Origin of the sequence: Streptomyces sp. NPDC008150 (genome assembly GCF_042956945.1) — a bacterium.
Classification (GTDB): Bacteria; Actinomycetota; Actinomycetes; order Streptomycetales; family Streptomycetaceae; genus Streptomyces.
The window spans coordinates 136,980-163,333 of the sequence record NZ_JBIBHJ010000012.1 but is presented as its reverse complement, the minus strand read 5'-3'; the positions used below and the strand labels follow the sequence as shown (position 1 = coordinate 163,333).

Below are 26,354 nucleotides of genomic sequence, written 5' to 3'. Positions count from 1 at the left end.
CGGCACCGGCCCGTACGGGGCGGGACGGCGAGCGCGCCGCCGTCCCGCCCCGTACGGGGTCCCCGGCGGCATCAGGGTTGCGTCAAGGACGCCCGCCCGCCCCGCCGCCCGTCCGTTTTGCCGCTCCCGTCCCCCGTAATGTCGACGCTGTGCGGGCGACACCGCGCGGGGTGGGCACGGCGGAAGACAATGGGGCCATGGGACGCGGCAAACTTCGGATCTACCTGGGTGCGGCACCCGGCGTCGGCAAGACCTACGCCATGCTCTCCGAGGCGCACCGCCGCGTGGAACGGGGCTCCGACTGCGTCGTCGCCTTCGTCGAGCACCACGACCGGCCCCGCACCGAGGTCATGCTGCACGGCCTGGAGCAGGTCCCGCGCGCCCGCGTCGCCTACCGCGGCGGCGACTTCACCGAGATGGACGTCGACGCCGTCCTGGAGCGGGCCCCCGCCGTCGCCCTGGTGGACGAACTGGCGCACACGAACGTCCCAGGTTCCCGCAACGCCAAGCGCTGGCAGGACGTCGAGGAGCTGCTCGCCGCCGGCGTCGACGTCGTCTCGACCGTCAACATCCAGCACCTGGAGTCCCTCGGCGACCTCGTCGAGTCGATCACCGGCGTGCGGCAGCGGGAGACCGTGCCCGACGAACTGGTGCGGCGGGCCGACCAGATCGAGCTGGTCGACATGTCGCCCCAGGCGCTGCGCCGCCGCATGGCGCACGGCAACGTCTACCAGCCCGACAAGGTCGACGCGGCGCTCTCCAACTACTTCCGCGTCGGCAACCTCACGGCGCTGCGCGAACTCGCGCTGCTGTGGGTCGCCGACCGGGTCGACGAGTTCCTCCAGCAGTACCGCAGCGAACACCGCGTCTCCGCGATCTGGGGCTCCCGCGAGCGGATCGTCGTCGGCCTGACCGGCGGCCCCGAGGGGCGCACCCTCATCCGCCGTGCCGCGCGCCTCGCGGAGAAGGGCGCCGGCGGCGAGGTGCTCGCCGTCTACATCTCGCGCAGCGACGGCCTGACCGCCGCCTCGCCCAAGGAACTCGCCGTCCAGCGCACCCTCGTCGAGGACCTGGGCGGCACCTTCCACCACGTCGTCGGCGACGACATACCGGCGGCGCTGCTCGACTTCGCGCGCGGGGTCAACGCCACGCAGATCGTCCTCGGCTCCTCGCGGCGCAAGACCTGGCAGTACGTGTTCGGGCCGGGCGTCGGCACGACCGTGGCCCGCGAGTCGGGGCCCGACCTGGACGTGCACATCGTCACGCACGAGGAGGTCGCCAAGGGGCGCGGCCTGCCCGTCGCGCGCGGCGCGCGGCTCGGCCGCGCCCGGATCGTGTGGGGCTGGATCACCGGGGTCGCGGGGCCCGTCGCCCTGGCGCTGCTGCTGAACCTCGTCGAGCTCGGCCTCGCCAACGACATGCTGCTGTTCCTGGCGCTCACGGTCGCCGCGGCCCTGCTCGGCGGGCTGCTGCCCGCCCTCGCGTCGGCGGCGGTCGGCTCGTTCCTGCTGAACTACTACTACACGCCGCCGTTGCACCGGCTCACCGTCGCGGACCCGAAGAACATCGTCGCCATCGTGATCTTCGTCGGCGTCGCGGTGTCCGTCGCCTCCGTGGTCGACCTCGCCGCCCGCCGCACCCACCAGGCGGCCCGGCTGCGCGCCGAGGCCGAGATCCTCTCCTTCCTCGCGGGCAGCGTGCTGCGCGGCGAGACGACCCTCGAAGCACTCCTCGAACGTGTTCGCGAGACCTTCGGCATGGAGTCGGTCGCCCTGCTCGAACGCGAGAGCGAGGTCACCCCGTGGACCTGTGCGGGCCGCGCCGGCGTCGGGCCCGTGCCGGACCGCCCCGAGGACGCCGACGTGGACATGCCGGTCGGCGGGCACATGGCGCTGGCCCTGACCGGCCGGGTGCTGCCCGCCTCCGACCGCCGGGTGCTCGCCGCGTTCGCCGCGCAGTCCGCCGTCGTGCTCGACCGCCGGCGCCTCCAGGAGGAGGCCGGCCGCGCCCGCATGCTCGCCGAGGGCAACCGCATCCGCACCGCGCTGCTCGCCGCCGTCAGCCACGACCTGCGCACCCCGCTCGCCGGCATCAAGGCGGCGGTGTCCTCCCTGCGCTCCGACGACGTCGCCTGGTCGGAGGAGGACCAGGCGGAGCTGCTCGCCGGGATCGAGGAGGGCGCCGACCGGCTCGACCACCTGGTCGGCAACCTCCTCGACATGTCCCGCCTCCAGACCGGCACCGTCACCCCGCTGATCCGCGAGATCGACCTCGACGAGGTGGTGCCGATGGCGCTCGGCGGGGTGCCCGAGGACAGCGTCGAGCTCGACGTCCCGGAGACGCTGCCGATGGTCATGGTCGACCCCGGCCTGCTGGAGCGCTCGGTGGCCAACCTGGTCGAGAACGCCGTCAAGTACAGCCCCTCCGGCCGCCGGGTGCTCGTGTCCGCGAGCCCGCTCGCCGACCGCGTCGAGGTGCGGATCGTCGACCGGGGGCCGGGCGTCCCCGACGAGGCGAAGGACCGTATCTTCGAGCCCTTCCAGCGCTACGGCGACGCCCCGCGCGGCGCCGGCGTGGGCCTCGGCCTCGCGGTGGCCCGCGGTTTCGCCGAGGCGATGGACGGCACCCTCACCGCCGAGGACACCCCCGGCGGCGGTCTCACCATGGTCCTCGGCCTGCGCACGGCGGCCTCACCGCCCCGGGAGCCGTACGCTCCGCAGACCGACGGCCCCGCGTGGGACAGCCGTTCCGCCGCGCGGGCCGACTCCCTCCGGGCCCGGAACACGGCCCGGCCCGCACCTCCCGAAAGGCAGGCCTCATGACCCGGGTGCTGGTGGTCGACGACGAGCCGCAGATCGTGCGCGCCCTCGTGATCAACCTCAGGGCACGCAAGTACGAGGTCGACGCGGCCTCCGACGGCCGCACCGCCCTCGAACTCGCCGCCTCGCGCCACCCCGACGTGATCGTCCTGGACCTGGGCCTGCCCGACATCGACGGCGTCGAGGTGATCCGGGGGCTGCGCGGCTGGACCCGGGTGCCGATCCTGGTGCTGTCCGCCCGGCACTCCTCCGACGAGAAGGTCGAGGCGCTCGACGCGGGCGCCGACGACTACGTCACCAAGCCCTTCGGCATGGACGAGATGCTCGCCCGGCTGCGCGCCGCCGTCCGCCGTGCCGAGCCCACCGGGCCCGGCGAGGACGACGTCGTCGTCGAGACCGCCGGCTTCACCGTCGACCTGGCCGCCAAGAAGGTCAACCGGGACGGCCGCGACGTCCGCCTCACGCCCACCGAGTGGCACCTGCTGGAGGTCCTCGTGCGCAACGCGGGCCGGCTCGTCAGCCAGAAGCAGCTCCTCCAGGAGGTGTGGGGGCCGTCGTACGGGACGGAGACCAACTACCTGCGCGTGTACATGGCGCAGCTGCGCCGCAAGCTGGAGTCCGACCCCTCCCACCCGCGGCACTTCATCACCGAACCCGGAATGGGATACCGGTTCGAGAAGTGACCCGGGAGCGGCGGCCCGTGCGGGGCGCCGGAGGTCGCGGAACACGGGCACGCGTGGGGCCGCGGGGGCGGACGGTGCGGCCGGGGCCCGCGAGTGTCCGCCCGTGCGCGCACCCCGGTACCCTTCAACCATGAGTGCTGTCTCCCGTTCCGAGAAGCCGGTCGGCCGGTTCCGGCGCATGATCGACCGGCTCTCCTCGTCCCAGGAGGACCTGGAGTCGGAAGAGCTGCGCGAGGACACCGTCACCGCGGGCTGCACCCGGATCGGCGATTGCCACGACCGACAGATCGTCACGGTTACTGGTACCTTGCGCACGGTCACCCTGCGACCGCGCGCGGGAGTCCCGGCCCTGGAGGCCGAGCTGTTCGACGGCTCGGCCGCCCTGGACGTGGTGTGGCTCGGCAGGCGCTCCATCGTCGGGATAGAACCCGGGCGCAAGCTGATCGCATCGGGCCGGATCTCCATGAGCCACGGCCGTCGGGTGCTGTTCAACCCGAAGTACGAACTGCGACCCCCCGGACGGGAGTAGCCGGTGTCCTCGCTCGACAAGCCGACCGACAAGCCGACCGAAGACAGGCACCAGGACGACGCGGAGGCCGCGCGGGCAGTCACGGAGGCCGCGCTCTTCGAGGCGTTCGGCGGCCTGCGGGGCATGATCGAGACGGTGCTGCCGGGCCTGTTGTTCGTCACCATCTTCACGATCAACAAGAACCTGCACTGGTCCGCCGTCGCGGCCCTCGCGGTCTCGCTGGTCCTGCTGGTCGTCCGCCTCGCGACGCGCGACACCGTCAAGCACGCCTTCAGCGGCGTCTTCGGCGTGGCCTTCGGCGTCGTCTTCGCGATGATGACGGGCAACGCCAAGGACTTCTACCTGCCCGGCATGCTCTACACGCTGGGCCTCGCCGTCGCCTACATCGTCACGACGATCGCGGGCGTGCCGCTGATCGGCCTGATCCTCGGCCCGGTGTTCAAGGAGAACCTCTCCTGGCGCACCCGCAACCCCGGCCGCAAGCGCGCCTACGCCAAGTCGAGCTGGGCCTGGGGCCTGATCCTGCTCGCCAAGTGCGCGATCCTCTTCCCGCTGTACTGGTGGGCCAACACCGCGCAGCTCGGGTGGGTGCTGGTCGCCCTGAAGATCCCGCCGTTCCTGCTGGCGGTCTGGCTGACCTGGGTGTTCCTCGCGAAGGCCCCGCCGCCCATCGACGTGTTCGCCGAGATGGAGGCCGAGGAGCGCGCCGAGAAGGAGCGCAAGGAGGCCCTCGCGCACGGCTCGATCGCCCCGGGCACCACGGCCGCCGGAGTCGTCGACGCCTCCTCCGCCCCCGCGACGGGACAGGACGGCGACGAGGCGGCGGCGGGCGGGCGGCACCGGCGGGACTGACCGCGGCCCGCACCACTGCGCGCACGTACGAGAAGGGCCCGGCCGATCGGTTCGCACCGATCGGCCGGGCCCTTCTCGTACGTACGGTCCCGCGCCGCCCGTCAGGCGGTGGCGTCGTCGCTCCCGCGACGCACCGACAGCAGGTCCTCCAGCTCCGTCTCGCGCGCCTGGGCCGCGACGAACAGCAGCTCGTCGCCCGCCTCCAGGGCGTCGTCCCGGGTCGGGGTGAGCACCCGGGTGCCGCGGATGATCGTGACGAGCGAGGTGTCCTGCGGCCACTCGACGTCACCGACCTGCGTGCCGGCCAGCGCCGACTCCGGGGGCAGCGTCAGCTCGACGAGGTTGGCGTCGCCGTGGCTGAAGCGCAGCAGCCGGACCAGGTCGCCGACGCTCACCGCCTCCTCGACCAGGGCGGACATCAGGCGCGGGGTGGAGACGGCGACGTCCACGCCCCACGACTCGTTGAACAGCCACTCGTTCTTCGGGTTGTTCACCCGGGCGACGACGCGCGGAACGCCGTACTCCGTCTTGGCCAGGAGCGAGACGACGAGGTTGACCTTGTCGTCGCCCGTCGCCGCGATGACGACGTTGCAGCGCTGGAGCGCGGCCTCGTCGAGCGAGGTGATCTCGCAGGCGTCGGCGAGCAGCCACTCCGCCATCGGGACGCGCTCGACGGAGATGGCCGTCGGCGCCTTGTCGACGAGGAGGACCTCGTGACCGTTCTCCAGCAGTTCGCCCGCGATCGAACGACCGACCGCGCCGGCACCGGCAATGGCGACCCTCATCAGTGACCGCCCTCCTCTCCGGGGCCCTCGGCGAACGCCGCCTCGACCTTCTCGATTTCGTCCGTGCGCATCATCACGTGCACCAGGTCGCCCTCCTGCAGAACCGTCTGCGAAGTGGGCAGGACCGCCTCGCCGAGGCGGGTCAGGAACGCCACGCGGACGCCCGTCTCCTCCTGGAGCCTGCTGATCTTGTGACCGATCCAGTCGACCGAGGTGTGCACCTCGGCGAGCTGCACGCCCCCGGTGGGGTCGCGCCACAGCGGCTCGGCGCCCGAGGGCAGCAGCCGCCGCAGCATCTGGTCGGCGGTCCACCGCACGGTGGCCACGGTCGGGATGCCCAGGCGCTGGTAGACCTCGGCGCGGCGCGGGTCGTAGATGCGCGCCGCGACGTTCTCCACGCCGAACATCTCGCGGGCCACACGGGCGGAGATGATGTTCGAGTTGTCGCCGCTGGAGACGGCGGCGAAGGCGCCGGCCTCCTCGATGCCCGCCTCGCGCAGGGTGTCCTGGTCGAAGCCGACACCGGTGACCCGGCGTCCGCCGAACCCGGGGCCGAGGCGCCGGAACGCGGTGGGGTCCTGGTCGATCACGGCGACCGTGTGCCCCTGTTGCTCCAGGGTCTGGGCAAGGGCGGAACCCACCCTGCCGCAGCCCATGATGACGATGTGCACCTGGCTTTACCCCGCAGTCCTGGTCGACCGGCCGGCCTGCGAAAACACCCTGCTCATTCTTCTCTCTCAGTCTGCCGGGGCAACGACGGGCAACGGCATGCGGCGTTGCCGGAGACGAGCTTAAGCCGCATCGGCGTTCCTGCTGTCATCCGTGCGGCCATTGATCGCCGGGCCGCGGGCGGGCCGGGGGCGGGGCGGGCGCCGGGGCCCGGAAAGGCTTCGGAACAGGGCCGCGAAGGGGCTCCGCGATGTGACAGATGTCGCTCCGGCGGTGCGCCGAGCGGGGGCGGGACGGCATGTGCCGCTTTCTTTCCTCTTTCTTTCCCTTCTCTTTCCGAATCCGTTTTCGTGCCCGTCGCGGCGAACACGACGGATATGCGCGCGGCGCCGGTGCCCGGTCAGCGGCGGCCGATGCTGCGCACGCTCGCGCGGGCGAGGAGACCGAGGCCGAGAAGGGCCACGACGGCGCCGATCAGCACGGGAGTCGCGGGCATGGGGCCTCCGGGGAAGGTGAGAGGGGACGCGGGCGCGGTGTGCGCGAGGCGCACGGGACCGGTTTGTGACATGAAGGCACGAGGCCCCTTCCACCTGCGGAATCCGCAGCGCGGGGCGTCCTGGATTTCACTCGTGAGGCAGATCTCGGGTGGCAGGTGGGCGACCCCGTGTTCGAAGCCTTACGATCCTCTGGTGTCCAAACTGACCGACGTGCCCAAACGCATTCTGATCGGGCGCGCACTGCGCAGTGACCGGCTCGGGGAAACCCTGCTGCCGAAGCGCATCGCTCTCCCCGTCTTCGCCTCGGACCCGCTCTCCTCGGTGGCGTACGCGCCCGGCGAGGTGCTGCTCGTGCTGTCCGTTGCGGGCGTGTCGGCCTACCACTTCAGCCCCTGGATCGCCCTCGCGGTCGTCGTGCTGATGTTCACCGTCGTCGCCTCCTACCGGCAGAACGTGCACGCGTACCCGAGCGGCGGCGGCGACTACGAGGTCGCGACCACCAACCTGGGCCCCAAGGCGGGCCTCACGGTGGCCAGCGCGCTGCTCGTCGACTACGTGCTCACCGTGGCCGTGTCCATCGCCTCCGGCATCGAGAACCTCGGCTCCGCCGTGCCGTTCGTCGTCGAGCACAAGGTGCTGTGCGCGACCGTCGTGGTCGTCCTGCTGACGGTCATGAACCTGCGCGGCGTGCGCGAGTCGGGCAAGCTCTTCGCGATCCCGACGTACGTCTTCGTCGCGGGCGTCTTCATCATGATCGCGTGGGGCGCGTTCCGCGGTCTGGTCCTCGGCGACACCATGCGCGCGCCCACCGCGGACTACCACATCAAGGCCGAGCACCAGGGGCTCGCGGGCTTCGCCCTCGTCTTCCTGCTGCTGCGCGCGTTCTCCTCCGGCTGTGCCGCGCTCACCGGCGTCGAGGCCATCTCCAACGGTGTGCCGGCGTTCCGCAAGCCGAAGTCGAAGAACGCGGCGACCACGCTCGCCATGATGGGCCTGCTGGCCGTCACCATGTTCTGCGGCATCATCGTCCTCGCCATGACGACCAAGGTCCGCATGGCCGAGAACCCGGCGTCCGACCTGCTGAAGGGCGGCTCGCCCATCGGTTCCGGATACGTGCAGAACCCGGTGATCTCGCAGGTCGCCGAGGCCGTCTTCGGCAAGGGCAGCTTCCTGTTCGTCGTGCTCGCCGCGGCCACCGCGCTCGTCCTGTTCCTCGCGGCGAACACCGCCTACAACGGCTTCCCGCTGCTCGGCGCGATCCTCGCCCAGGACCGCTACCTGCCGCGCCAGCTCCACACCCGCGGCGACCGGCTCGCCTTCTCGAACGGCATCGTGCTCCTCGCGGGCGCCGCGACGCTGCTGCTCTTCGTCTACGGCGCCGACTCGACGCGGCTGATCCAGCTCTACATCGTCGGCGTCTTCGTCTCCTTCACGCTCAGCCAGACCGGCATGGTCCGGCACTGGAACCGCCACCTCGCCGCCGAGAAGGACCCGCTCAAGCGGCGCCACATGGTCCGCTCGCGCGCGATCAACACCTTCGGCGCGTTCTTCACCGGCCTGGTGCTCGTCGTCGTCCTGGTCACCAAGTTCACCCACGGCGCCTGGGTCGCGCTGCTCGGCATGTGCATCTTCTACGCGACGATGACGGCGATCCGTAAGCACTACGACCGGGTCTCCGAGGAGATCGCGGCGCCCGACGAGCCCGCCGACGACATCGTGCGGCCGTCCCGCCTGCACTCGGTCGTCCTCATCTCCAAGATCCACCGCCCGACGCTGCGCGCCCTCGCCTACGCGAAGCTGCTGCGCTCGGACAGCCTGGAGGCGCTGAGCGTCAACGTCGACCCGGCCGAGACGAAGACCCTGCGCGAGGAGTGGGAGCGGCGCAGCATCGACGTGCCGCTCAAGGTCCTCGACTCGCCCTACCGCGAGATCACCCGGCCCGTCATCGAGTACGTGAAGGGGCTGCGCAAGGAGTCCCCGCGCGACGCGATCTCCGTGATCATCCCGGAGTACGTCGTCGGCCACTGGTACGAGCACCTGCTGCACAACCAGAGCGCGCTGCGCCTCAAGAGCCGGCTGCTGTTCACGCCCGGCGTGATGGTGACGTCGGTGCCGTACCAGCTGGAGTCGTCCGAGGTGGCCCGCCTCCGGGCCCGCAAGCGCCAGAACTGGAGCGCGCCGGGTGCGGCGCGCCGGGGCCCGGTCACCCACGGGCACGGTCACGGTCAGGCCGCCGCCGGGCGGCAGGGGCCGGCCGCGCAGGACAAGAGCAAGGAGCCGTCGGGGCCGGGCACGCACTGAGCGCGCCTCCGCCCGCCGCGGCGCTCGTGGTGAAGGGACGGACGACACCCACGTAGACTGGTGGGCTGTTGTCCGTCCCGCCGGTTCCGCCGGCTGTTTCCTTGACGTTGTGGAGTCATCCCGCCATGCAGGCAGAAGAGAACAAACCGCTGGCGGGAGAGAAGAAGTCGCTGGTGGGCGCGGAGTACGAGGTCGAGGTCGGCCCCGTCGCGCACGGCGGCCACTGCATCGCCCGTACCGACGAGGGCCAGGTCCTGTTCGTCCGGCACACGCTGCCCGGCGAGCGGGTCGTGGCGCGGGTCACCGAGGGCGAGGAGGGCGCGCGGTTCCTGCGCGCCGACGCGGTGGAGATCCTCGACGCGTCCAAGGACCGGGTGCCCGCCCCCTGCCCGTACGCCGGACCCGGCCGCTGCGGCGGCTGCGACTGGCAGCACGCGAAGCCCGGCGCGCAGCGCCGCCTCAAGGGCGAGGTGATCACCGAGCAGCTCCAGCGGCTCGCGGGTCTCACCCCGGAGGAGGCCGGCTGGGACGGCACGGTCATGCCCGCGGAGGGCGACAAGCTGCCCGCCGGCGAGGTCCCGGCCTGGCGTACGCGCGTGCAGTACGCGGTGGACGCCGACGGCAACGCGGGCCTGCGCAAGCACCGTTCGCACGAGGTCGAGCCGATCGAGCACTGCATGATCGCGGCGCCCGGCGTCGACGAGCTGGGCATCGAGGAGCGCGACTGGTCCGGCATGGCGTCGGTCGACGCGATCGCCGCGACGGGCTCGCAGGACCGCATGGTCATCCTGGAACCCCACCCGGGCGCCCGGCTGCCCCTGGTCGAACTGGACCGCCCCGCCTCCGTCATGCGCGTGGAGGAGAACGACGGCGGCATCCACCGCGTGCACGGCCGCGCGTTCGTGCGCGAGCGGGCCGACGGCCGCACCTACCGGGTCGGCAGCGGCGGCTTCTGGCAGGTCCACCCGAAGGCGGCGGAGACGCTGGTCCTGGCGGTCATGCAGGGCCTGACCCCGCGCAAGGGCGACACGGCCCTCGACCTGTACTGCGGCGTCGGCCTGTTCGCCGGTGCCCTCGCCGACCGGGTGGGGGAGAAGGGCGCGGTGCTCGGCATCGAGTCCGGCAAGCGCGCGGTGGAGGACGCCCGGCACAACCTGGCCGGCTTCGACCGCGTCCGCGTCGAGCAGGGCAAGGTCGAGACGGTCCTGCCCCGCACCGGCATCACGGAGGCCGACCTGATCGTCCTGGACCCGCCCCGCGTGGGCGCGGGCCGCAAGACGGTCCAGCACCTGTCGTCCCTGGGCGCCCGCCGCATCGCCTACGTGGCCTGCGACCCGGCGGCCCTGGCCCGGGACATCGCGTACTTCCGCGAGGGCGGCTACCGGGTGCGGTCGCTGCGGGCGTTCGACCTGTTCCCGGTGACGCACCATGTGGAGTGCGTGGCGATTTTGGAGCCGGCGGCCAAGGGCGCCTGAGCCGAGGGTTCGGGTGATGTGCACTATGGGCGTTGCGGGCGATATCTTGACGCTGAAATGACGCTCTCGGAGGGGTCTTGACGCTCGCTAGCTCGGCCTGGCTGACCCACAGCCGCACCGCGGTCTCGGTCAGGTCGAAGTCCCTGGCGACCTGACCGACTGAGCGGTCACCCCGCCGGCGCAGCTTGACGATCTCGGCCCTGAACTCCGGCGTGAAACGAACGGCGAGGCCGAGGCTTCTTCTTCCTCATGCTCATCGATGATGGACATCCTCCCGGGGCAGAACCCCTGATCTCGGGTGTCCGTCAAATCGGATCAAGCCCATCGTGACCCACTCGACCAAGGCGTGAGGCAGGTCGAGTACGGCAGGATACGGAGCCAACAGGGCTCCCGTGTTGCTGAGTTGAGACGTCGAACATCTCCCTCAACGGCACGGGAGCCCTGTCCGTTGCGTACCTCGACCTTCAGACCGCCCCGTCACCCGATCAGCGGCCACACTGAAAACGCTTATCCGTACGAGCGTGCAGGCCCGTTCTCCGGAGGATCACCGCCGATGGCATTCCGTGTGCACTTCACCAGTGAGGATCTTCTCCGTGTGTCCCTGGGGGATGGGCACGATCCCCTCTACGAGACCGTGATCAGTCTGCGGGTACTGCAGCGGAGAAGGCCTGGTGCTTCGCTCGGGCCGTGGCAGCGCTGGGCGCGCCACAGGATGCCGAGCTCAGCACACCTTCTGCAGGTCCTTGTGCCCCCGCAGGGAGGATGTCCCGATTTCCTGACGCCGGTGGTACAGACAGCCGGCGTGGACGAGGGCCTGGACGCGCTGCTGTACACACCGAAGTCCGTCCTGCGAAGAGAACTGGAGGAACTCGCGGCCATCACCAGCCGTCCGCTGCCGTCCTGGACCGTCCCGCTGGCCGACGGCAGTCCACGCGTGTTAGAGGCGGTTGGGCAGGCACTGCGGGACTGGCACCGGTCAGCGATCGAGCCTGTGCGCACGCACCTGCGGGACAACGCAGAAAAGGCACGGCTGTCCGCGGCGCGAACTCTGATAGCGGAGGGGGTGGGGGCTATGCTCTCCCGCCTGCACCCCAGCCTGCGCTGGACACCGCCGGTTCTCGAGCTCGTGCGCCCCGACCTGGATACCGACCTGCACCTGAACGGTCGCGGACTACGCCTGGTCCCGTCCATGTTCTGCGGTCGCCAACCGGTCATCGTGCCTTCCCACGACACGCCCGTACTGGCATTCCCCCTATCCCACGACGCTGTCTGGGCTCCGACGTACGAACCCCCGGCGCGGACAGACCCCCACGCGCTGGCAGCTTTGCTGGGCCGCACCCGCGCCACCGTGCTGCTGACCATTACCGCCGGGCACGGCCTCACTACCAGCGTCCTCGCCAACCGCACCGGCGTTTCGCAGGCGACGGTCTCCCATCACACCACCGCGCTCCGCGACGCCGGCCTCATCTCCACCCACCGTGCCGGACCCCATGCCCACCACGCCCCCACCCAACTCGGAACCCAGCTAGTCCACGGCACCCAGCGACATTCCTCGCACTGAGCAGGATCTCGCCCCGGTGGTGGGACAGTTTCCACGCGTCCCACCACGGGATTTCGAACACCGTCCAAGCGCATCGCGACAGAGCGGCACGTCCGGAAGCATCACAGGTGCGGACGGAACCGGCAGGAAAAGGCAGGCCGTTCGCCGCGGCATCCGCCACGCCCCACCGGACTGGTCGTAGGCCCGCACGGCGGGCGGGAGCCCCGCCTTGCCTATCGCCGTCGCGGTTGTCGACGGCAGAACGAAGGGACATCCGTGGAAAACCGCTTACGCCCCCGCCTGACAGCCGGCATGGCCGCGATCCTACTGGGATCCGCGCTCGCGATCGCCGCCCCGGCCACCACCGCCCACGCCACAGCGGCCGACTGCACGGGCGGCCGCAACGCGTTCATCGACATTTCCGACGACGCATCCGGAACCACCGTGCGCACGATTGACATGGGGTACGGCCGCACTGTGACGCTCCACTACGGCCTCATCGCCGGAGCGCAGCGCGGCTGGGCCAAGATCAACGGCAGCACCGTGAACGGCGACGAGGTCTGGATGGACTGGACCCGGAACGGAGGCACGTCGTGGCTCCAGTGCGGACCGTTCGCCGTCGACCGCGGACCGGCGACCTCCAAGACGAGCGCCGCCAAGACCACGAGCGTTTCGTCCGACTACCGCTTCCGGGCCTGCGGGCACCTCAAGAACGGCGCCCCCACCAAGTGCACGACCTGGTGGTGATCGTTCTCTTCTGAGAAAACCGGACCGGGGGCGCGGAATCGGGGGGCCGCGCCCCTTCCGTCCACAACGGTATAAATATCTGGCCACCGGACTCTGTCGCACTGCGACGGGCCGCCTGGTGGGGCGACGCACCGCAGATGATCGCCCTGCACGAACGCATCCGCATGGTCCGCAAGAGCGAGGGGCGCCCGCGCACCCGGCCGGGACACCTGAGCGAGGACAAGGCGTGCTCCTCCCGCAGGAACCGCCGCTACCTACACAGACGCCACATCGAGTCTCTACCGAACCCGGAGCGGCTCACATCTCGGCTCTGACGCTTGTTGACGGACCCCTCCGAGCGTTCAAGGGGCTCTTCTGCGGAGTCGCAAATGCCATCTGACCTGGGATTACGCCTAGAGTCACCACTTCTGAAATTTTCCGGTTACCCACCATGTGGAGTGCGTGGCGATCCTGGAATCCGTAGGGAAGGGCGGCTGACCTGCGGGTTCGAGCGGTGTGCGGGTACGTGGGGCGTGGGCGTTACGGGCGTGTGCCGACGCTGAGATGACGCTCATGGCGGTTCCGGCGCTACTTGCTGCTGTGCTGACGTCTCTTCAACGCGATGCTTCCACTCCCGCTAGTCTGGAGCACCTATTTTGTGTAATGCCCGGACAAGATGCCTAATAAGCGATAAGACTGATCGCATGGCTACAGAACCCCGCCCCTCCGTCGTGTCCTCATGCATCAAGCTTCTTGAGCATCTCGCCCAGTTCAGTGACAAGGTGACGAAAACGCTGCGCGGGGTGACCAAGACGTACAAGGAAGCCGAGGCAGCACGCAGTCATCTCCGCGGCGCCCGCAAATTGGCTGCGCAGCTGCGCAGGGCCGTCGTTGCCTTTTTCAGGCGCGAGCGCGGAACTGCCGAAGCCTGCTAGACCACGTGCCTGCCGGGTAGTGCTGCGCAGCCAAGCAGTCGCCATCCTCTGAGTCGGCCGGCTACCCGATGGTGGCGAGGACGTCCTGGTCGGGGACCATGTCCACGCTGGTGCTCCGTGGCCGGTGCCCGTCCACACAGCAGACCACCCACAGACGCAGCACCCCGGACGTCGCCAGGGCCGGATTAGGCGCGTGCGGGAGGCAGGTTGTAGCGGCTGACGGCCAAGTACGTTTCCGGCGTGGCCGCTTCGAGGAGATCCTCGTCGTTCTCCAGGTCGAGCTTCGGCTCCTGGGGGCGGCGCAGCAGGTCGCTCCAGTCGCTCGTCGCGCCTTGCTCGTAGGCGTATCGAAGCAGGGGGCGCAGTCGTGGGCGGGCATTTTCCTGCTGCTCGCGGAAGATGCGTCGCAGGGTGAGCCGTTGTACTTCCTGGTCTTCGTCGCTGAGTCCCTGGTCGAGGGCTGGCTGATCCTCGGCGCGCAGTCCCGGGGTGCGCTGGGCGATGGCCAGATCTTCTTCGTGGAGGCGCGCGCAGGCGGCGAACAGCTCTCTGGACATGCCGAGGTGGACCTCAGTTCCAGGGATGCGGCAGGTGAGGAAGTCGTCGAGCCCCCGGGAGCGGATCTGGGCGCGCAGGGTGCGCGACTCGATGCGGAGCGCCGCTTCGCGGGCGTCCGCCCGCATGGCGAGGGTGAGGTCGTCGTCTTCCAAGGGGGTGGTCAGCCCGGAACGCCGGTGGCGGGAAGCACGGTCGACAGGTACCGGTACCGTGCGCAACTGAGAGGCGGGAGCGGAGCGCAGTGCCAGGTAAGCGAGCATCTGGGCGCGGGCCGCACCCATGAGCGCGTCGTCGCTGTCCCCGACGTGGTCTTCGAGGTTGCCGGGGTCGACCGCTGCGTTGCCAGCGCCGGATCCGGCCGGGGGAAGGGGCGCCTCGCCGGAGTGCAGGTCATGGTCGATCGTGAGGAAGAGATCGTCTCCGGGCCGCACGGACGCTCCGACCAGGACGATGCGGTGCCTGTAGGAGCTGAGAATCTTGCTGCCGGCCTCCAGCTGCGCCCACCCCTTGCGGAGCTCGCCGACGCCGACACTGCCGCCCTTGGCCTCGATCAGCCAGTACATCTCTTCTGCCTCGTGCCGCCCCCACAGGTCGGGCAGTGTTCTCTTCGGGTCCTTGAAGGTGTTACTAAGGGCGGGGATGGGGCCGCCGAGTTCGAGGTGGTGAGTCTGTCCGAGACCCAGCAGGGAGCGGCACGCCCACTCGGTCATCGTCATGCCCACCCGGTAGGCGGCGGCGTTCTTCGCGGTGCGCTCCGTGCCGTGTTCGTACACCGGGTTCAGGGTCAGGCGTCGGCCCTCTGCGCCCGGTATGGGGTGCCGGGGCGTGACGGCGTGGGCCCCAAGGTAGGCGTACAGCGGAGAGACTCGGGCGACGAGTTCCCCGTGCGCGTAACGGGGCTGGTTCTGCAGGTGCGGGGTGACGTCGCGGCCGACCTCGGTGGCGGCCTTGATGATCTCCCGCCACGTGGTGGTCGGGGCGTACCAACCATCGGTTGCCGGGAACCCGTCCGACGCGTTCCACGCCTCATGCTTCGCCGTGCGCCACTGCCTCTTGGGCTTGTTCGCAGGTCCGTTACGGAACAAGACCGGTATGTCGAAGCTGTCGGCGTAGGTGAGCGGCGGCTCGTCGACGATGTGCGCGGGAATCATGAGGATCACTGTGGCACGGGTCTGGACCCTTCCGAATGCCGGGCAGCGGGCCACCGATCTGCTCGATCCCAAAGTCATTTGCAGCCGCGGCCATGTCCTATGGCGACGGGTGTTGTTGACCTGCCACCCGCCTCACCGCGATGGCCGCAGACCAGGGTGTACACGTCGTGGCACAGCACGCCGCCGGCGAAGACAGTGCGCAGCCGCTCGGAGGAGTCGCATGTTCCAGCCGGGCTCGCGCAGGAGGAGTTTCGCGGGTCTCGCCGGCGGAGGCGTAGGTGGTAGCGGTGCCTGAAACCAGGCGGGCAGACCCGGGGTGGTCGTAGAACTCGCTCTGCCAGAAGGGGAGTTCACATTCCCCAGTCGAGCCGTACCGGCTCTCGTGCCGCTGTCAGTGCCCCGTCGAAGTCGGCGAGACGTTCGGCGAGAGTGGCGGTGGCCACGCGCGGCGGGAGGGCGGCGGAGAACTTCAGGCCGCGGACGGCGCGTGGATCGACCGTGGGCAGGGTGAGGGAGTCCGGGAGCTCGGCGCGGGCGGATTTCCAGTCGGCGAGGGAGAGATCCTGGCGCAGGCGGAGATGAGTGTCTGAAGGCCGCTGGACGGGATCGGCGAGGTTGCCGAGGGAGGCGGCGAGAGTCGCGTTGGCGCGGTAGCCGGCCCAGGTCCACCAGCGAGTGGCATCGGCATCACGCACCAGGAGCGTGCCGGCCTGGTGCACTTCGTGGGGGGCGCGATCGGTGCGCAACTCGACGAGGGCAGCGCTGGCGCGGCGGGTGAGCCGGACGTCGGGGTCAGTGCCGAGGAGAACGTCGCGCATGGCGCGGGCGAGGGTGAACGACAGACCGCGCGCCGCGCTGCCCTGCCACTTGGCCACACCGCCGTCCTCGACGGGTTCGACGAAGGCACGACGGCGGGCCCAGTCGATGAACGTGACCTGCCAGCTGCGCCCGGCGAGCAGGAGACGGCGCGGGCCGGGGCGTTCCTCGGTGAGCACGGTGGGGTCGGTGGTGCCGATCTCGGTGCGGCCGGCGAGGACGGTGAACTCGGGCGGCGCGGTGAACGAAGCGGTGAGCTCCATGAAGTGACGGCGGCCGAAGTGCTTCTCGGCCTCGGGGCCGATGAAGAGCATGCCGTCGTCGCTGTCCAGGAAGCCCTCGTCGACCAAGTGCTTCAGGAGTGGGGCCGCCGACCGGTCGAAGGGCGCGAGGCCGTTCCACCGGTCCGGCCAGAGCCGGTCGCCGATGCGGTGCTCTTGCAGGGTGAGCGCGAGCAGTTGCTGGGCGACGAGGTGACGGGGCGACGGTGGTGGGGTGACGGGCTCGACCCAGCCCCGGGCCCAGAGGGTGAGCAGCCCGGCGGCCTGCAGTAACGACTGGGGTTCGGTGGCGAGGAAGAGACAGTTGCGGGAGGTGTCGGCGCGGCGCCCGGTGCGGCCGATCCGCTGCAGGAACGAGGCGACCGTGCGGGGGGAGTCGATCTGGACGACTCGGTCGAGGTCGCCGACGTCGATGCCCAGCTCCAGAGTGGAGGTGGACACGATGACGCAGTCGCGTGCCTCGGCGAACGCCTGCTCGGAGCGCGCCCGTTCATCGGTGGAGAGCGAGGCGTGCGAGAGGAACACGGTGACGTCGCGGGCCCGGAGCGCCGCACCGAGTTCCTCGACCTGCTTGCGGGAATCGCAGAAGACCAGACGCTTCTCGCCGCGGTGCAGGGCGGAGATCACCTTGGCGGCGTTGGCGAGCGAGCCGACGTAGTCGAGTTCGACGTCTCCCGCGGGCCTCGGTGGTGGGGCGTCACCGGTCATACCAGGCAGGGTGACGCCTGGTGCTACCACCTGTCCCTGGCGTTCGGTGGGGCGTGCCCCCTGAAGCCAGGTGAGCAGGGTGTCCGGGTTGCCGACGGTGGCGGAGAGCCCGATCCGCTGGATCCGGTGACCGGTCAGCCCCTCAAGCCGTTCGAGTACGGCGAGCAGGTGCCAGCCGCGGTCGTCACCCGCGAAGGCGTGCACCTCGTCGATGATCACGGCACGGACCCGGCCGAGCATGTGCGCGTGGTCAGTCTTGGCGCTGATCAGCATCGCTTCGAGCGACTCGGGCGTGGTGAGCAGGAAGTCCGGCGACTCCGTGCGGATACGGCGGCGTACGGACTCCGGGGTGTCGCCGTGCCAGAGTGCGGCGCGGCGACCGAGCCACTGGGCGTAGGTGTCGACGCGGTGGACGAGGTTGTTGAGGAGGGCTTTGAGCGGGGCCAGGTAGAGGACGGAGGTGCCGGTCCAGTGCTGCTCCCGCATGGCGGACAGGACGGGAAAGGTGGCGGCTTCCGTCTTCCCGCCAGCGGTCGGCGCGAGCAGGACCGCGTCCTCGCCGTCCATCAGCGGATCCACGGCGGCCTTCTGCAGCGGGCGCAGATCTGGCCATCCCAGCGTGTTGACGATGTGGTGCAGCACGACCGGATCGAGGCGGTCGAGCGGATCGGGGCGGTCGACCGGGTCGGGGCCGGGTGGCTGCTCCTGCACGGCGGTGGCTTCCTGACGGATCAGAGGTCGAGGTCGAGATCGTCGGCCGCGGTTGCCGGGGGCGCGGCGAGATTGCGTTCGGTGGCAGTGAGATCACCGCTGCCGAGGGTCAGTCGGTAGTGCTGACGCGGATCGAAGTCGTCGAACTGATCGATTCGGTCGAGTACGTCCCCGACCAGCTTCTTCAGGTACAGGCGCGGTGCCACTCCGACCTTCCCGCCCAGCGCCCCGCCTACGGCCCGTGCCAGGTCCGCGAGGTACGCGTCGTCGGCGAGCCGCTTGATCCGCTCCGCGGAGTCGGGGGAGGTGACGCCGTCCGCGTACAGGTCACGGATGGTGGCGCCCAGGGCGGTCAGCGACTCCTCGGTGAATCCGGAGAGCCGGATCTGCACGGCACGCGGGTTGTCGAAGCGCGGGTCGGTGGTGAAGTCGGTGGCCAGGCGCTGGGCGAGCGGGGCGAGACGCTGGACGCCCTGCTGTCCGTCATAGAAGGCGGGCGTGCCGGTGATGACGAGGTAGAGACCGGGGAAGCGGCCGGAATGCACCTCGTCGATGAGCTGGCGCAGGGCGTTGAGGGCCTTGTCACGGGCGTCGGAGCGGACCCGCTGCAGGGTCTCCACCTCGTCCAGGACGAGGACGAGCCCGGTGTGCCCCGCGTCCTTGAGCACGGTCAACAGGCCCTGCAGGAAGCCGAAGGCGCCGAAGTGGTCGAGGTCGCCGCGCACCCCCGCGCTGCGACGTGCTGCGGCGGCGACGTGCGGCTGGCCCCCGAGCCAGGCCATCACCGCGGCGGCAGTCGCCTCGTCGCCGGCGTCCAGGGACTGCTTGTACCCGCGCAGGGCGGTGGCGAAGGCGGGGGCCTGGCGGGACACCTCGGCCAGGCGGGCGGTGAGCAACCGGTCGACGGCCTGCGGCAGTTCGCTCTCGGCGGCGCCGTCGGCGAGAGCGTCCTCCTCGAGGGCGTAGAACCAGGCGTCGGCGACGGGCCGCAGAGCGCTGGGCGGGAAGCTCGCGGTGGTCAGGCGTTCGGTGAGCCGTCGGTAGACCGTCTCCAGTTTGTGCAGCGGGGTCTCGGTCTCCGACACCTGTACCTCGGCCACGGCGAAGGTGCGCCGCTTGGCGCGCTCGCCGAGCCAGCGGGTGAAGAAGGTCTTGCCGGAGCCGTACTCACCGCGCACCGCCTTGAACACCGAGCCGCCCGCGGCGACGGTGTCCAACTCCTCGTCGACCGCCTGCTCGAAGCGGCCCAGGCCGGTGGCGAGCAGGTCGAGGCCGCTCTCGGGGACGGCGCCGCGCCGCAGCGCGTCCACGACGGCGCGGCGGCGCACGGCACCTACGGGCGTACCGGGACGAGGGGTTGAGGATCCGAACGCGTTCACCCGGACAGTCTCCCATCAGGGAGATCGCCAGGTCGCCGGAATGTCGGCGGACGGATTCGGTCCGTCCCCCTCACGAGGTGTGCAGTCCGAACTGTTCGATCAGCTGGGCCCGGTGCAGGCGCAGGGTGCGGTTGTCGGGGAGGATCTCCAGGATCTGGGCGCCGTCGTAGTTGAGGAGCTGGGCCAGGGTTGCGGCGAAGCCCGGGGCCCGGCCGACGGGCTGGCCCGCGCGTTCGGCCAGCGCGGTCATGGGCAGGGTGCCCGCTTCGACGAGGGCGACCAGCGCCTTGGGCAGGACGGACGGTTCCCGCGGCTTCCGGGCGAGCAGGTCCAGCTGCGCCGCGTACAGCTCGGTGGCGACGAGACGTTCCACGAGCGCGGCGGCGGGCGACAGGGGGGCCCGGGGGGAGGAGGCTGCCGTCTCCGGCGCGGTGCCGGCGGCCTTCGTTGACGAGGGAGGTGCGACTTCCTCCTCGTCGAAGAGAGTGATGACGCCCTCTGCCACGGGCGTCGTGGCCTTCCTGGGCTGCTTGGCGCCCGGCCGGGTCGGTGTGGCGACGGGGGCAGCGGTGTCGGGCGAGGCGACGGCCTCGGCGCCGGAAGCCGTCCCGATGCCCGTCTCGTCCGACCACCACAGCGGAGCCGGATCTCCCAACTCCCGCCAGGCGCTGGGTGGTTCCGCGCCGAAGGGCAGCAGGGCGAGCAGCGGAATGGTGAATTCGGCGAGGGTCGCGCCGCCGTGGTAGCCCGCCTTGAGGGCGGTGTACCGGACATCGTGATCGCGCAGCGCGACGATGGACGAGCCGGGCTCGGGCCACACCACCCGCGGCCCGGACAGGGCGATCTCGGAGGGTGCGAGAGGGCCGCCGGGGCCGCGGTGCCGGGCCGAACCGATGGTGTCCGCGGGCGCGTCGAGCTTGCTGCCCCGCCGTTCGACGACATGACCGTGGTCGGAGGTCAGGAGCACGGTCATGCCGTTCGCCCGCGCGGCCCGCAACAGCGGTTCGAGACCGCCGATCTCCTTCGCCTGCCAGGCGCCGTCCCCGAGTTTCTGTTCCTTGCCGAGCCGGTCGTCGACGGTGTTGAGAACGACGGCGACATGCATGCGCTCGTCGGCGAGGGCCTCGACGAGGGCGGTGGAGAAGGGCGAGCCGGTGTCGGGGCCGCGCAGGTCGTCCTTGTGGAAGACGGCCGCCGGGGCGCCCTTCCAGCAGGAGTGCTGGGGGAAGAGCCGCTTCTCGTCGTTCTGGTCGCCCTTCATCAGGGTTCCGGCGAAGAGCGAGGTGCGCGAGACGGCGGTGAGGGTCGGCAGTGCCGCTGCCACGGCACGCCGCGCAGGGGCGCCGTGTGCCCCGGGAAGCGGGTCGAACTCGGCCCACTGCTCGCGCAGTTCCTGTCCCAGCTCGGCAGCTATGGCCGCGCTCATCCCGTCCAGGAGCAGCAGCAGGACCCGGCGCCCCGGCTCGGCGACGACCGGCGCGACGACCCGCGTCAGGAGGGACTCGACGGTGAGCAGGGAGCCGGGGGAGCTGCCGTCCGCCGTCCACACCGCGAGCCGTTCACTGAAGGCGTGGTCGAGCGCGCGGCGGGTCTGCCGCACCCGGTCGCCGATCCGGCTGTATGCGCCGGCGAGTACGAAGTCGGGGTCGCCGCCGGCCTCCAGGTGCTCAAGTGCCCTGTCGGCCCAGCCGAGTTCACGGACCTGACGGTCCGTCCCGTCGGCCACCGACCCGATCTCGGCCGACGGCTTCCCGGCCAGCCACCCCCTCAGCCGGGCGGCCATCCGGACCCGCTCGATCCGGGCCCGGGTCTCGCCGTCGCCGTCGGCGAGGGCGTGCGCGCGGAGCGCGGTGACGCAGTCGGTGACCGCCTGGGTGGAGCCGTCGGTCAGCGCCTGACCGGCCGCGGTGAACCGGGCGTCGAGCCCGGCGGGCAGGAGCGGACTGGCGGTGGCGGCTGACTGTGCCCCGAACTGGGCGACCAGCTGTGCGGCCCGGGTCAGGACCGGGTCGGCGAGTCGGTGCTCCCCGCGGTCGATGAGATCGCGTACGTACGCCTCACCGCTGCGGGCGAAGGAGGCCAGGAGCCGGTCGAGTTCGTCGCCCTGGGCGGGCGGCTTCTCGCCGAGCCACCGTTCGGCCCGGCCCCGCGCGAGGTACAGGTCGCGGTCGCCCTCCGCGTGTCCCCACAGGGCGGCGCAGACCACCGCGTACGCGGCTGCGTCCGGGCCGTGCTCGGCATTGACCAGGGCGGTGATCACCCTGCCCGTGGGGCCGCCCTGTTCGGGTGCGGCGAGGAAGCGGGCGAGGCCGGCCCTCTCCGGTCCGCGCAGTCCGCGCAGGAGGTCGGGACCTCCGGGGGTGAGGGTCCAGCGGAACAGGGTGACGGGGTCGACCCGGTCGGACTCTGCCGGCGGGACGCGTCCTGCCGAGGTGTCGCCGCTGCTGTCGTCGAGGCGCAGACGTCGCCGGGCCAGCCGGGTGAGGGCCTCGTCGCGGGAGAGAACGCCCCTGCCGATCGAGCGCCAGCCCCGGGTGCCCGCCGCGTCCAGGATCGCCTCGGCCGCCCAGGTCTCCCCACGCAGCCGGATGTCGATACCGCTCGCGCCGAACGCCTCCTGCACGACCTCCCAGTTGTCGACGGACCTGATGCGGTGACTGTAGACGCGGGCGAGCAGACCGGGGTCGAGCTCGGTGTTCTCCCGGTCGGTGAGGACGACGAGGACGCGCGGCTCCGGCGGGACCTGTGCCTCCAGGTGGTCCAGGATCTGCTCGTGCACCGCGAGGACGGACGGCGCGACACTCACCCGCACCTGGGTCTCGCCCGCCGTCGCCTGTAGGGAAGCCCCGTCCCACTGCGGGGCGGCCCGCAGCAGCATGACGCGGACCGTGCCGTCGCAGAGCTCGCTGCGCGCGGCGACGAACTGGCGGACCGTGCTCACCGACAGACGGGCGGGACCCGCGGCCGAGGGTTCCGGCCCGGCGGCGGACGCGGTGGTGATCGTGCCGGACATCAGTCGACGACCTTCCAGGTCACCTCGACGGTGGCGTCGGGGTGGGCCGCGGCCAGCGCTGCGATCTCGGCCTGCAGCTCCGCAGCCGCCCTGGCCGCAGTCGTCCGGCCGCCGCCGGAGCGGACCACCGGAAGTGCCGGGTCGCGCGGCGCGGGCGGCGGCGTCGGCAGCACCTGCGGATGGGCGGAGCCGCCGTCCAGGGGAACCGTGTCGGAGCTGGGCGGGGCGGCAGGCTGCGACGGCTGCACCGGCGGACTCTGCCGGGACCGCAACAGTGCCATCACGTCCCGGCTGCCCTTCTTCAGCACGGCGGGCAGGTCGGGGTAGTCGCCGGGGTCGCCGACCGCGGCGTCGCGCACCCGCTCCAGGATCGCCCGACCCTCCAGGTCGAGGGTGTCGGCCAGCCCCAGCTGTTCGGCCCAGCTCGTGTCCTGCAGTGCATCGGCCACTGCCCGGGCACTGGTCAGGGACATGCTGTACCGCTGCGCGGTGAACCCGCCGAGGTCGAAGCCGGCGAGCCGGTCCACCACGGCCTTGGCGCCGAGGTTCTCCGCCCGCAGCGCGTCCACCAACTCCCTTGCCCGCCGGGCGAGTACGAGGCGGGGCGAGTCGTCGTCAAGGTGCAGGAACCCCCGGTGCTTCTCCAACTCGGTGACGAGCCGTTCCGCATGGAGGGCGGCGGCGGTCGCCGACTTGCGGATCTCCCCGGCGAATTGGTTCACGATCCGGCCGCGCCGCAACTGCGGTGCGGGCAGGCCGAACACGGTCTCGAACCGCTTGCGGGCCTCTTCCCAGTCCGCCTCGGTGGGCCGCGGCTGTTCCCGCAGCGCGTAGTCACGCTTCATATCGGCCGGCAGCGGCGCGGGCTCGACCGCGACCCCGCCGCGCACCCACACGCGGTCGGACATCTCCGCGTACGCGGCGGCGAGCAGCCGGCGCAGCGAGTCGGGCAGTCCGCGCGGGTCGGGCCGGTCGCTCCAGTCGCCGAGTCCGACCAGTGTCGGCTCGGCGACCCCGTCCCGGCGGGCCTGTGCGTTGAAGTGGTCCAGCCAGGCGTTGGACTGCCGGTAGTACGCCTCCTGCATCACGCCGAGCCCCAGGCCGCCCGCGATCCGCGCCATGACCTTACGGTCCTTGGACTCGACCTCCACCTGCCCGTCACGGTCCTCGGCGGCCTTGCGCACGTACTCGAAGACGGTCTTGATCTCGGAGGCCCGCAGCGGCTTCCCGGTGCCCTCCGGATCCAGCTCGGGATGCGCGGGGAACTGGTGGGCGAGCAGCTTCCCGCAGAGCTGGCGTGCTGCGTCGCCCATCTGCGCGCCGATCGGCAACTGCAGGCCCGCCACCTGCTGTTGGGCCTCCAGGTGGTTGGTGAAGCCGAGGTCGACGACGCCTTCCTGCTTCTGAGCGAGTCCGTACGCCTGCTTCAGCGCGCCCAGGACCCGCTCGGTGAGGACCTCCCGCTGCGACTGGAGCATGCCCTTGGCCCGGGCCGTGTCGTCGGCGTTGAGACTGCGCGCGAACTCGGAGTCGAAGCGGGCCTCGTCGGACAGTGCCTTGTCGATGACGACGAGGCGCTCGAAGTCGCCGCGGGTGGCGTCCGTGAGGTGGGTGGGCAGCCAGGCAAGAGTCCGCGAGTCGCCGCCCGTCTTCTCCCGCAGGTTGCGCAGCCGCTGAAGGTCGTCCATCGGACCGTACGCGCCCTCGTCGTAAGGGAAGTCGACGACGAGCCGCCAGGCGTCCTCCTGGCTGGGCCGCAGCGCCGCGTCGGAGAGCGAGTCGACGTCGGCGACGTTCCCGAAGACCACCTCGACCTGCCGCTCGGTGCCCTTCCACACCAGGTCGAGGGTGTCGTACGGGTCGAACCCGCCGCTCCCGTCGGTGACCCCGAGCGACTCCTTGAGCAGGGTGCGCATCTTGGTCCGGCGGTTGCCCAGGTTGTTGTGGACCTGCGCGTTGGCGAGGACCGCGTCGAGGTCGACACCGGTCAGTTCCAGGCGGACGACCGCGCCGGGACCGGTGCCGGCGACCTTGATCTCGGGGAAGGTCGCCGCCCATTCCTTCGCCTTCTGTTCCAGGCGGCCGATCTCGGTTCCGGCGATACGGGTGGTGATGGACCCGTGGTTGAGCGCGTTGAGCCGGGCCAGGGTCAGGTCGGACAGAGCGGGGACGCTCGGCGCGAGCGCGGAGAGGAGCAGCGTCTGGATCAGCCGGCTGTCACCGGTGAAGTCCCGGCAACGGGCCTTCAGCTGCGGGTCGTTGACCGTCTCCGGGCGGCGCCGGTACGTCTCCACGTCGTCCTCGGTGACCTGGTTGGTCTTCAGCAGGTACGGGCGCAGCTTCTCGCGGTACAGCTTGTCCGCCGCCTCGAAGTGGACGCTGGTCTCGCCGCTGAACGCCTTGTCGCCGCCGCCGACGATCGCCGGGTACAGGTCGCCGAGCGGCACCAACTGGCCGAGCCGCCAGTCGTCCCGGTGGTCGACCAGGAGCTGGCTCATCAGCTTCAGACCGGTGCGGGAGCGCTGCAGCGCCCCCGAGATGTGCACCAGGGTGTCCATGAACGACGGCGGGAAGGGGTAGGTGCGCCGGAAGGCGTCCTCGTCCGCGCCGGTGGTGGAGTTCTTGTGGCCGAGGAGGGTCTGCCAGACGTCCGGTCCGAGCTTCTTGGCCTCGTCGAAGGCGGCCGCGATCTTCGCCTCGGCATCGTCGTCGACGGGACGCAGCAGACGGGCCTGCGCGATCGTCGGCAGGTTACGGTCCTCCAGCACGATCGAGTCGTATCGTCCGCCGTTGAGCTTCAGCGTGTCCTGCACCGCGGCCTCAGCGGCGCCGGACATCTCCTCGCCGACCAGCTCGCGCAGGTCGCGCTGGCGGGCGATGAACGAGACGACGGGAATGGCACGGCGCTCGTCGGCGCCCTCCACGAAGTTGGTGACCTTGCCGGCCTCGCGCCCGAGCGCCTTCTGGTCGTGGATGAGGGTGGCCAGCCACAGGATCAACTCGTCCATGAACAGGACGAGTCCGTCGTAACCGAGGGACTTGGCGTGCGCGGCGATGATGCCGAGACCCTTGTCCAGGGAGACGAAACCGTCGGCGTTCTCCGAGGCGTTGCGCGCGAAGGACGGGAAGAGCGTCTTGGTCAGGTCCTGGACGAGCCGGGCCCGCAGCTCCTGCGGGGTGGTCGGGTTGTCCAGGTCGAAGCCCTTGGTGTTCTCGTGCTCCTCCTGCGCGGCCACGGCCTGATCGAGTAGCTCGGTGGTCCAGGTGAACGCCTCGCCCCACGCGTCGCCCTCGCCGCTGTCCGCCTCGGCGAGCTGCGCGATCACCCGGTCGTCGCCGCTGCCACGGCGGTGGGCGGCGAAGTCCTCGAAGAGCCCGTCGGTCAGATACACCTGCGGCAGGTCGCAGCCGGGGTGCACCTTGCGCACGTGCTCCACGTACTTGCCGAGGATGCGCTGCTCAAGGGACTTGGCGCCGAGCATGTGGTACGGGACGAGAAGGAACTTGCGGTCTCCCGCGTCCAGCCAGGGGTGGTGGCCGCGGACGGGGTCGAGGTCCTTCTTGATGCGAGCGGCCTGATGCCCGGAGAGCAGCGCGTAGAGCACCGCCATGAAGTGCGACTTACCGGAACCGAACGACCCGTGCAGGTAGGCGGCCTTGGAGGAATGGCTGTCCAGCGCCGCTTTGATCAGGTCCAGCGCCTCGTCGAAGTTGCCCCGCAGGCGGTCGGTGACGACATAGTCCCGCAGCGCAGCCTCGGCGCCCTCGGGCGTGACGGCCTCACCGAGCTTCAGTACGTAGTCGGACGTCGACACGCGCTCCGGGATGCGGATCAACTCACGCAGCAGGGGGCGGTCTTCGGGACGGGGGGTGTTCCTGCTCATGAACGCCATGGTGTCTGTGATGCTCCTCGCCCGGCCGGTCCT

At 70.9% G+C, this 26,354-nt stretch carries 16 protein-coding genes and 2 pseudogenes; 10 read left to right on the top strand and 8 right to left on the bottom strand.

Going from position 1 to position 26,354, the window contains the following annotated elements:
* Positions 1-197: 197 nt before the first annotated feature.
* The 4 genes from ACFZA0_RS27025 (at position 198) to ACFZA0_RS27010 (ending at position 4,883) form a co-directional block, all read left to right on the top strand.
* Positions 198-2,822: an ATP-binding protein gene (locus ACFZA0_RS27025; protein WP_391021620.1), complete on the top strand. Its 2,625-nt coding sequence runs from the start codon at positions 198-200 to the stop codon at positions 2,820-2,822.
* Positions 2,819-3,502, top strand: a complete 684-nt coding sequence (locus tag ACFZA0_RS27020; RefSeq protein WP_391021618.1) for a response regulator — start codon at positions 2,819-2,821, stop codon at positions 3,500-3,502. Before ACFZA0_RS27025 ends, ACFZA0_RS27020 begins: the two co-directional genes overlap by 4 nt.
* A 130-nt stretch (positions 3,503-3,632) precedes the next feature.
* Positions 3,633-4,031 (top strand): OB-fold nucleic acid binding domain-containing protein, encoded by a 399-nt coding sequence (locus ACFZA0_RS27015; RefSeq protein ID WP_391021615.1) that lies wholly within the window; start codon positions 3,633-3,635, stop codon positions 4,029-4,031.
* A gap of 3 nt (positions 4,032-4,034) precedes the next feature.
* Positions 4,035-4,883, top strand: coding sequence for a DUF3159 domain-containing protein (locus ACFZA0_RS27010; RefSeq protein ID WP_391021613.1), 849 nt, complete (start codon positions 4,035-4,037; stop codon positions 4,881-4,883).
* Between the two features lie 101 nt (positions 4,884-4,984).
* Here the strand turns inward: ACFZA0_RS27010 and ACFZA0_RS27005 are convergent, their stop codons facing one another.
* Together ACFZA0_RS27005 and ACFZA0_RS27000 are read right to left on the bottom strand one after the other, a co-directional pair.
* Positions 4,985-5,668, bottom strand: a complete 684-nt coding sequence (locus ACFZA0_RS27005) for an NAD-binding protein (RefSeq protein WP_391021611.1) — start codon at positions 5,666-5,668, stop codon at positions 4,985-4,987.
* Entirely contained in the window at positions 5,668-6,339 is a 672-nt protein-coding gene (locus ACFZA0_RS27000) for an NAD-binding protein (RefSeq protein WP_391021609.1), read from the bottom strand. Before ACFZA0_RS27000 ends, ACFZA0_RS27005 begins: the two co-directional genes overlap by 1 nt.
* Positions 6,340-7,026: 687 nt before the next feature.
* On the opposite strand from ACFZA0_RS27000, the gene ACFZA0_RS26995 reads away from it, so the two are divergent.
* Positions 7,027-9,135 (top strand): amino acid permease, encoded by a 2,109-nt coding sequence (locus ACFZA0_RS26995; protein WP_391021607.1) that lies wholly within the window; start codon positions 7,027-7,029, stop codon positions 9,133-9,135.
* A gap of 125 nt (positions 9,136-9,260) precedes the next feature.
* Positions 9,261-10,610: a TRAM domain-containing protein gene (locus tag ACFZA0_RS26990; protein ID WP_391021605.1), complete on the top strand. Its 1,350-nt coding sequence runs from the start codon at positions 9,261-9,263 to the stop codon at positions 10,608-10,610.
* A gap of 79 nt (positions 10,611-10,689) precedes the next feature.
* Here the strand turns inward: ACFZA0_RS26990 and ACFZA0_RS26985 are convergent.
* A pseudogene (locus tag ACFZA0_RS26985) lies at positions 10,690-10,818 on the bottom strand (transposase); the annotation flags it as partial.
* A gap of 594 nt (positions 10,819-11,412) precedes the next feature.
* Between ACFZA0_RS26985 and ACFZA0_RS26980 the strand changes: the two are divergent.
* The 4 genes and pseudogenes from ACFZA0_RS26980 (at position 11,413) to ACFZA0_RS26965 (ending at position 13,811) form a co-directional block, all read left to right on the top strand.
* Positions 11,413-12,171 carry an ArsR family transcriptional regulator gene (locus ACFZA0_RS26980; RefSeq protein WP_391021603.1) on the top strand — a complete coding sequence of 253 codons (759 nt, stop codon included), beginning with the start codon at positions 11,413-11,415 and terminating at the stop codon, positions 12,169-12,171.
* A gap of 291 nt (positions 12,172-12,462) precedes the next feature.
* Positions 12,463-12,897: a hypothetical protein gene (locus ACFZA0_RS26975; protein WP_391021601.1), complete on the top strand. Its 435-nt coding sequence runs from the start codon at positions 12,463-12,465 to the stop codon at positions 12,895-12,897.
* 119 nt (positions 12,898-13,016) lie between these two features.
* Positions 13,017-13,190 (top strand): annotated as a pseudogene (locus ACFZA0_RS26970) (IS5/IS1182 family transposase); the annotation flags it as partial.
* Between the two features lie 390 nt (positions 13,191-13,580).
* A complete protein-coding gene (locus ACFZA0_RS26965; RefSeq protein ID WP_391021599.1) occupies positions 13,581-13,811 on the top strand; it encodes a hypothetical protein in 231 nt (76 codons plus the stop codon).
* Positions 13,812-13,996: 185 nt separating this feature from the next.
* On the opposite strand, the gene ACFZA0_RS26960 is transcribed toward ACFZA0_RS26965, so the two are convergent.
* The 5 genes from ACFZA0_RS26960 to ACFZA0_RS26940 all read right to left on the bottom strand — a co-directional run bounded on the left by ACFZA0_RS26960 (position 13,997) and on the right by ACFZA0_RS26940 (position 26,321).
* Positions 13,997-15,520, bottom strand: a complete 1,524-nt coding sequence (locus ACFZA0_RS26960; RefSeq protein WP_391021597.1) for a gamma-glutamyltransferase — start codon at positions 15,518-15,520, stop codon at positions 13,997-13,999.
* A gap of 350 nt (positions 15,521-15,870) precedes the next feature.
* A complete protein-coding gene (locus ACFZA0_RS26955) occupies positions 15,871-18,036 on the bottom strand; it encodes a DEAD/DEAH box helicase (protein WP_391021595.1) in 2,166 nt (721 codons plus the stop codon).
* Between the two features lie 20 nt (positions 18,037-18,056).
* The gene (gene brxD / locus ACFZA0_RS26950) at positions 18,057-19,415 is read right to left on the bottom strand and encodes a BREX system ATP-binding protein BrxD (protein ID WP_391021593.1); all 1,359 of its coding nucleotides are present in this window, start codon (positions 19,413-19,415) and stop codon (positions 18,057-18,059) included.
* A gap of 70 nt (positions 19,416-19,485) precedes the next feature.
* Entirely contained in the window at positions 19,486-22,428 is a 2,943-nt protein-coding gene (pglZ, locus tag ACFZA0_RS26945; protein WP_391021591.1) for a BREX-2 system phosphatase PglZ, read from the bottom strand.
* Entirely contained in the window at positions 22,428-26,321 is a 3,894-nt protein-coding gene (locus ACFZA0_RS26940) for a phage resistance protein (protein ID WP_391021589.1), read from the bottom strand. The genes pglZ and ACFZA0_RS26940 overlap by 1 nt, the downstream gene beginning before the upstream one ends.
* Positions 26,322-26,354: the final 33 nt, after the last annotated feature.

Coding starts and splice junctions, on each gene's coding strand:
- ACFZA0_RS27025 (WP_391021620.1), top strand. CDS start 198: ATGGGACGCGGCAAACTTCGGATCTACCTGGGTGCGGCACCCGGCGTC.
- ACFZA0_RS27020 (WP_391021618.1), top strand. CDS start 2,819: ATGACCCGGGTGCTGGTGGTCGACGACGAGCCGCAGATCGTGCGCGCC.
- ACFZA0_RS27015 (WP_391021615.1), top strand. CDS start 3,633: ATGAGTGCTGTCTCCCGTTCCGAGAAGCCGGTCGGCCGGTTCCGGCGC.
- ACFZA0_RS27005 (WP_391021611.1), bottom strand. CDS start 5,668: ATGAGGGTCGCCATTGCCGGTGCCGGCGCGGTCGGTCGTTCGATCGCG.
- ACFZA0_RS26990 (WP_391021605.1), top strand. CDS start 9,261: ATGCAGGCAGAAGAGAACAAACCGCTGGCGGGAGAGAAGAAGTCGCTG.
- ACFZA0_RS26975 (WP_391021601.1), top strand. CDS start 12,463: ATGGCCGCGATCCTACTGGGATCCGCGCTCGCGATCGCCGCCCCGGCC.
- ACFZA0_RS26965 (WP_391021599.1), top strand. CDS start 13,581: ATGGCTACAGAACCCCGCCCCTCCGTCGTGTCCTCATGCATCAAGCTT.
- ACFZA0_RS26960 (WP_391021597.1), bottom strand. CDS start 15,520: ATGATTCCCGCGCACATCGTCGACGAGCCGCCGCTCACCTACGCCGAC.
- pglZ (WP_391021591.1), bottom strand. CDS start 22,428: ATGTCCGGCACGATCACCACCGCGTCCGCCGCCGGGCCGGAACCCTCG.
- ACFZA0_RS26940 (WP_391021589.1), bottom strand. CDS start 26,321: ATGGCGTTCATGAGCAGGAACACCCCCCGTCCCGAAGACCGCCCCCTG.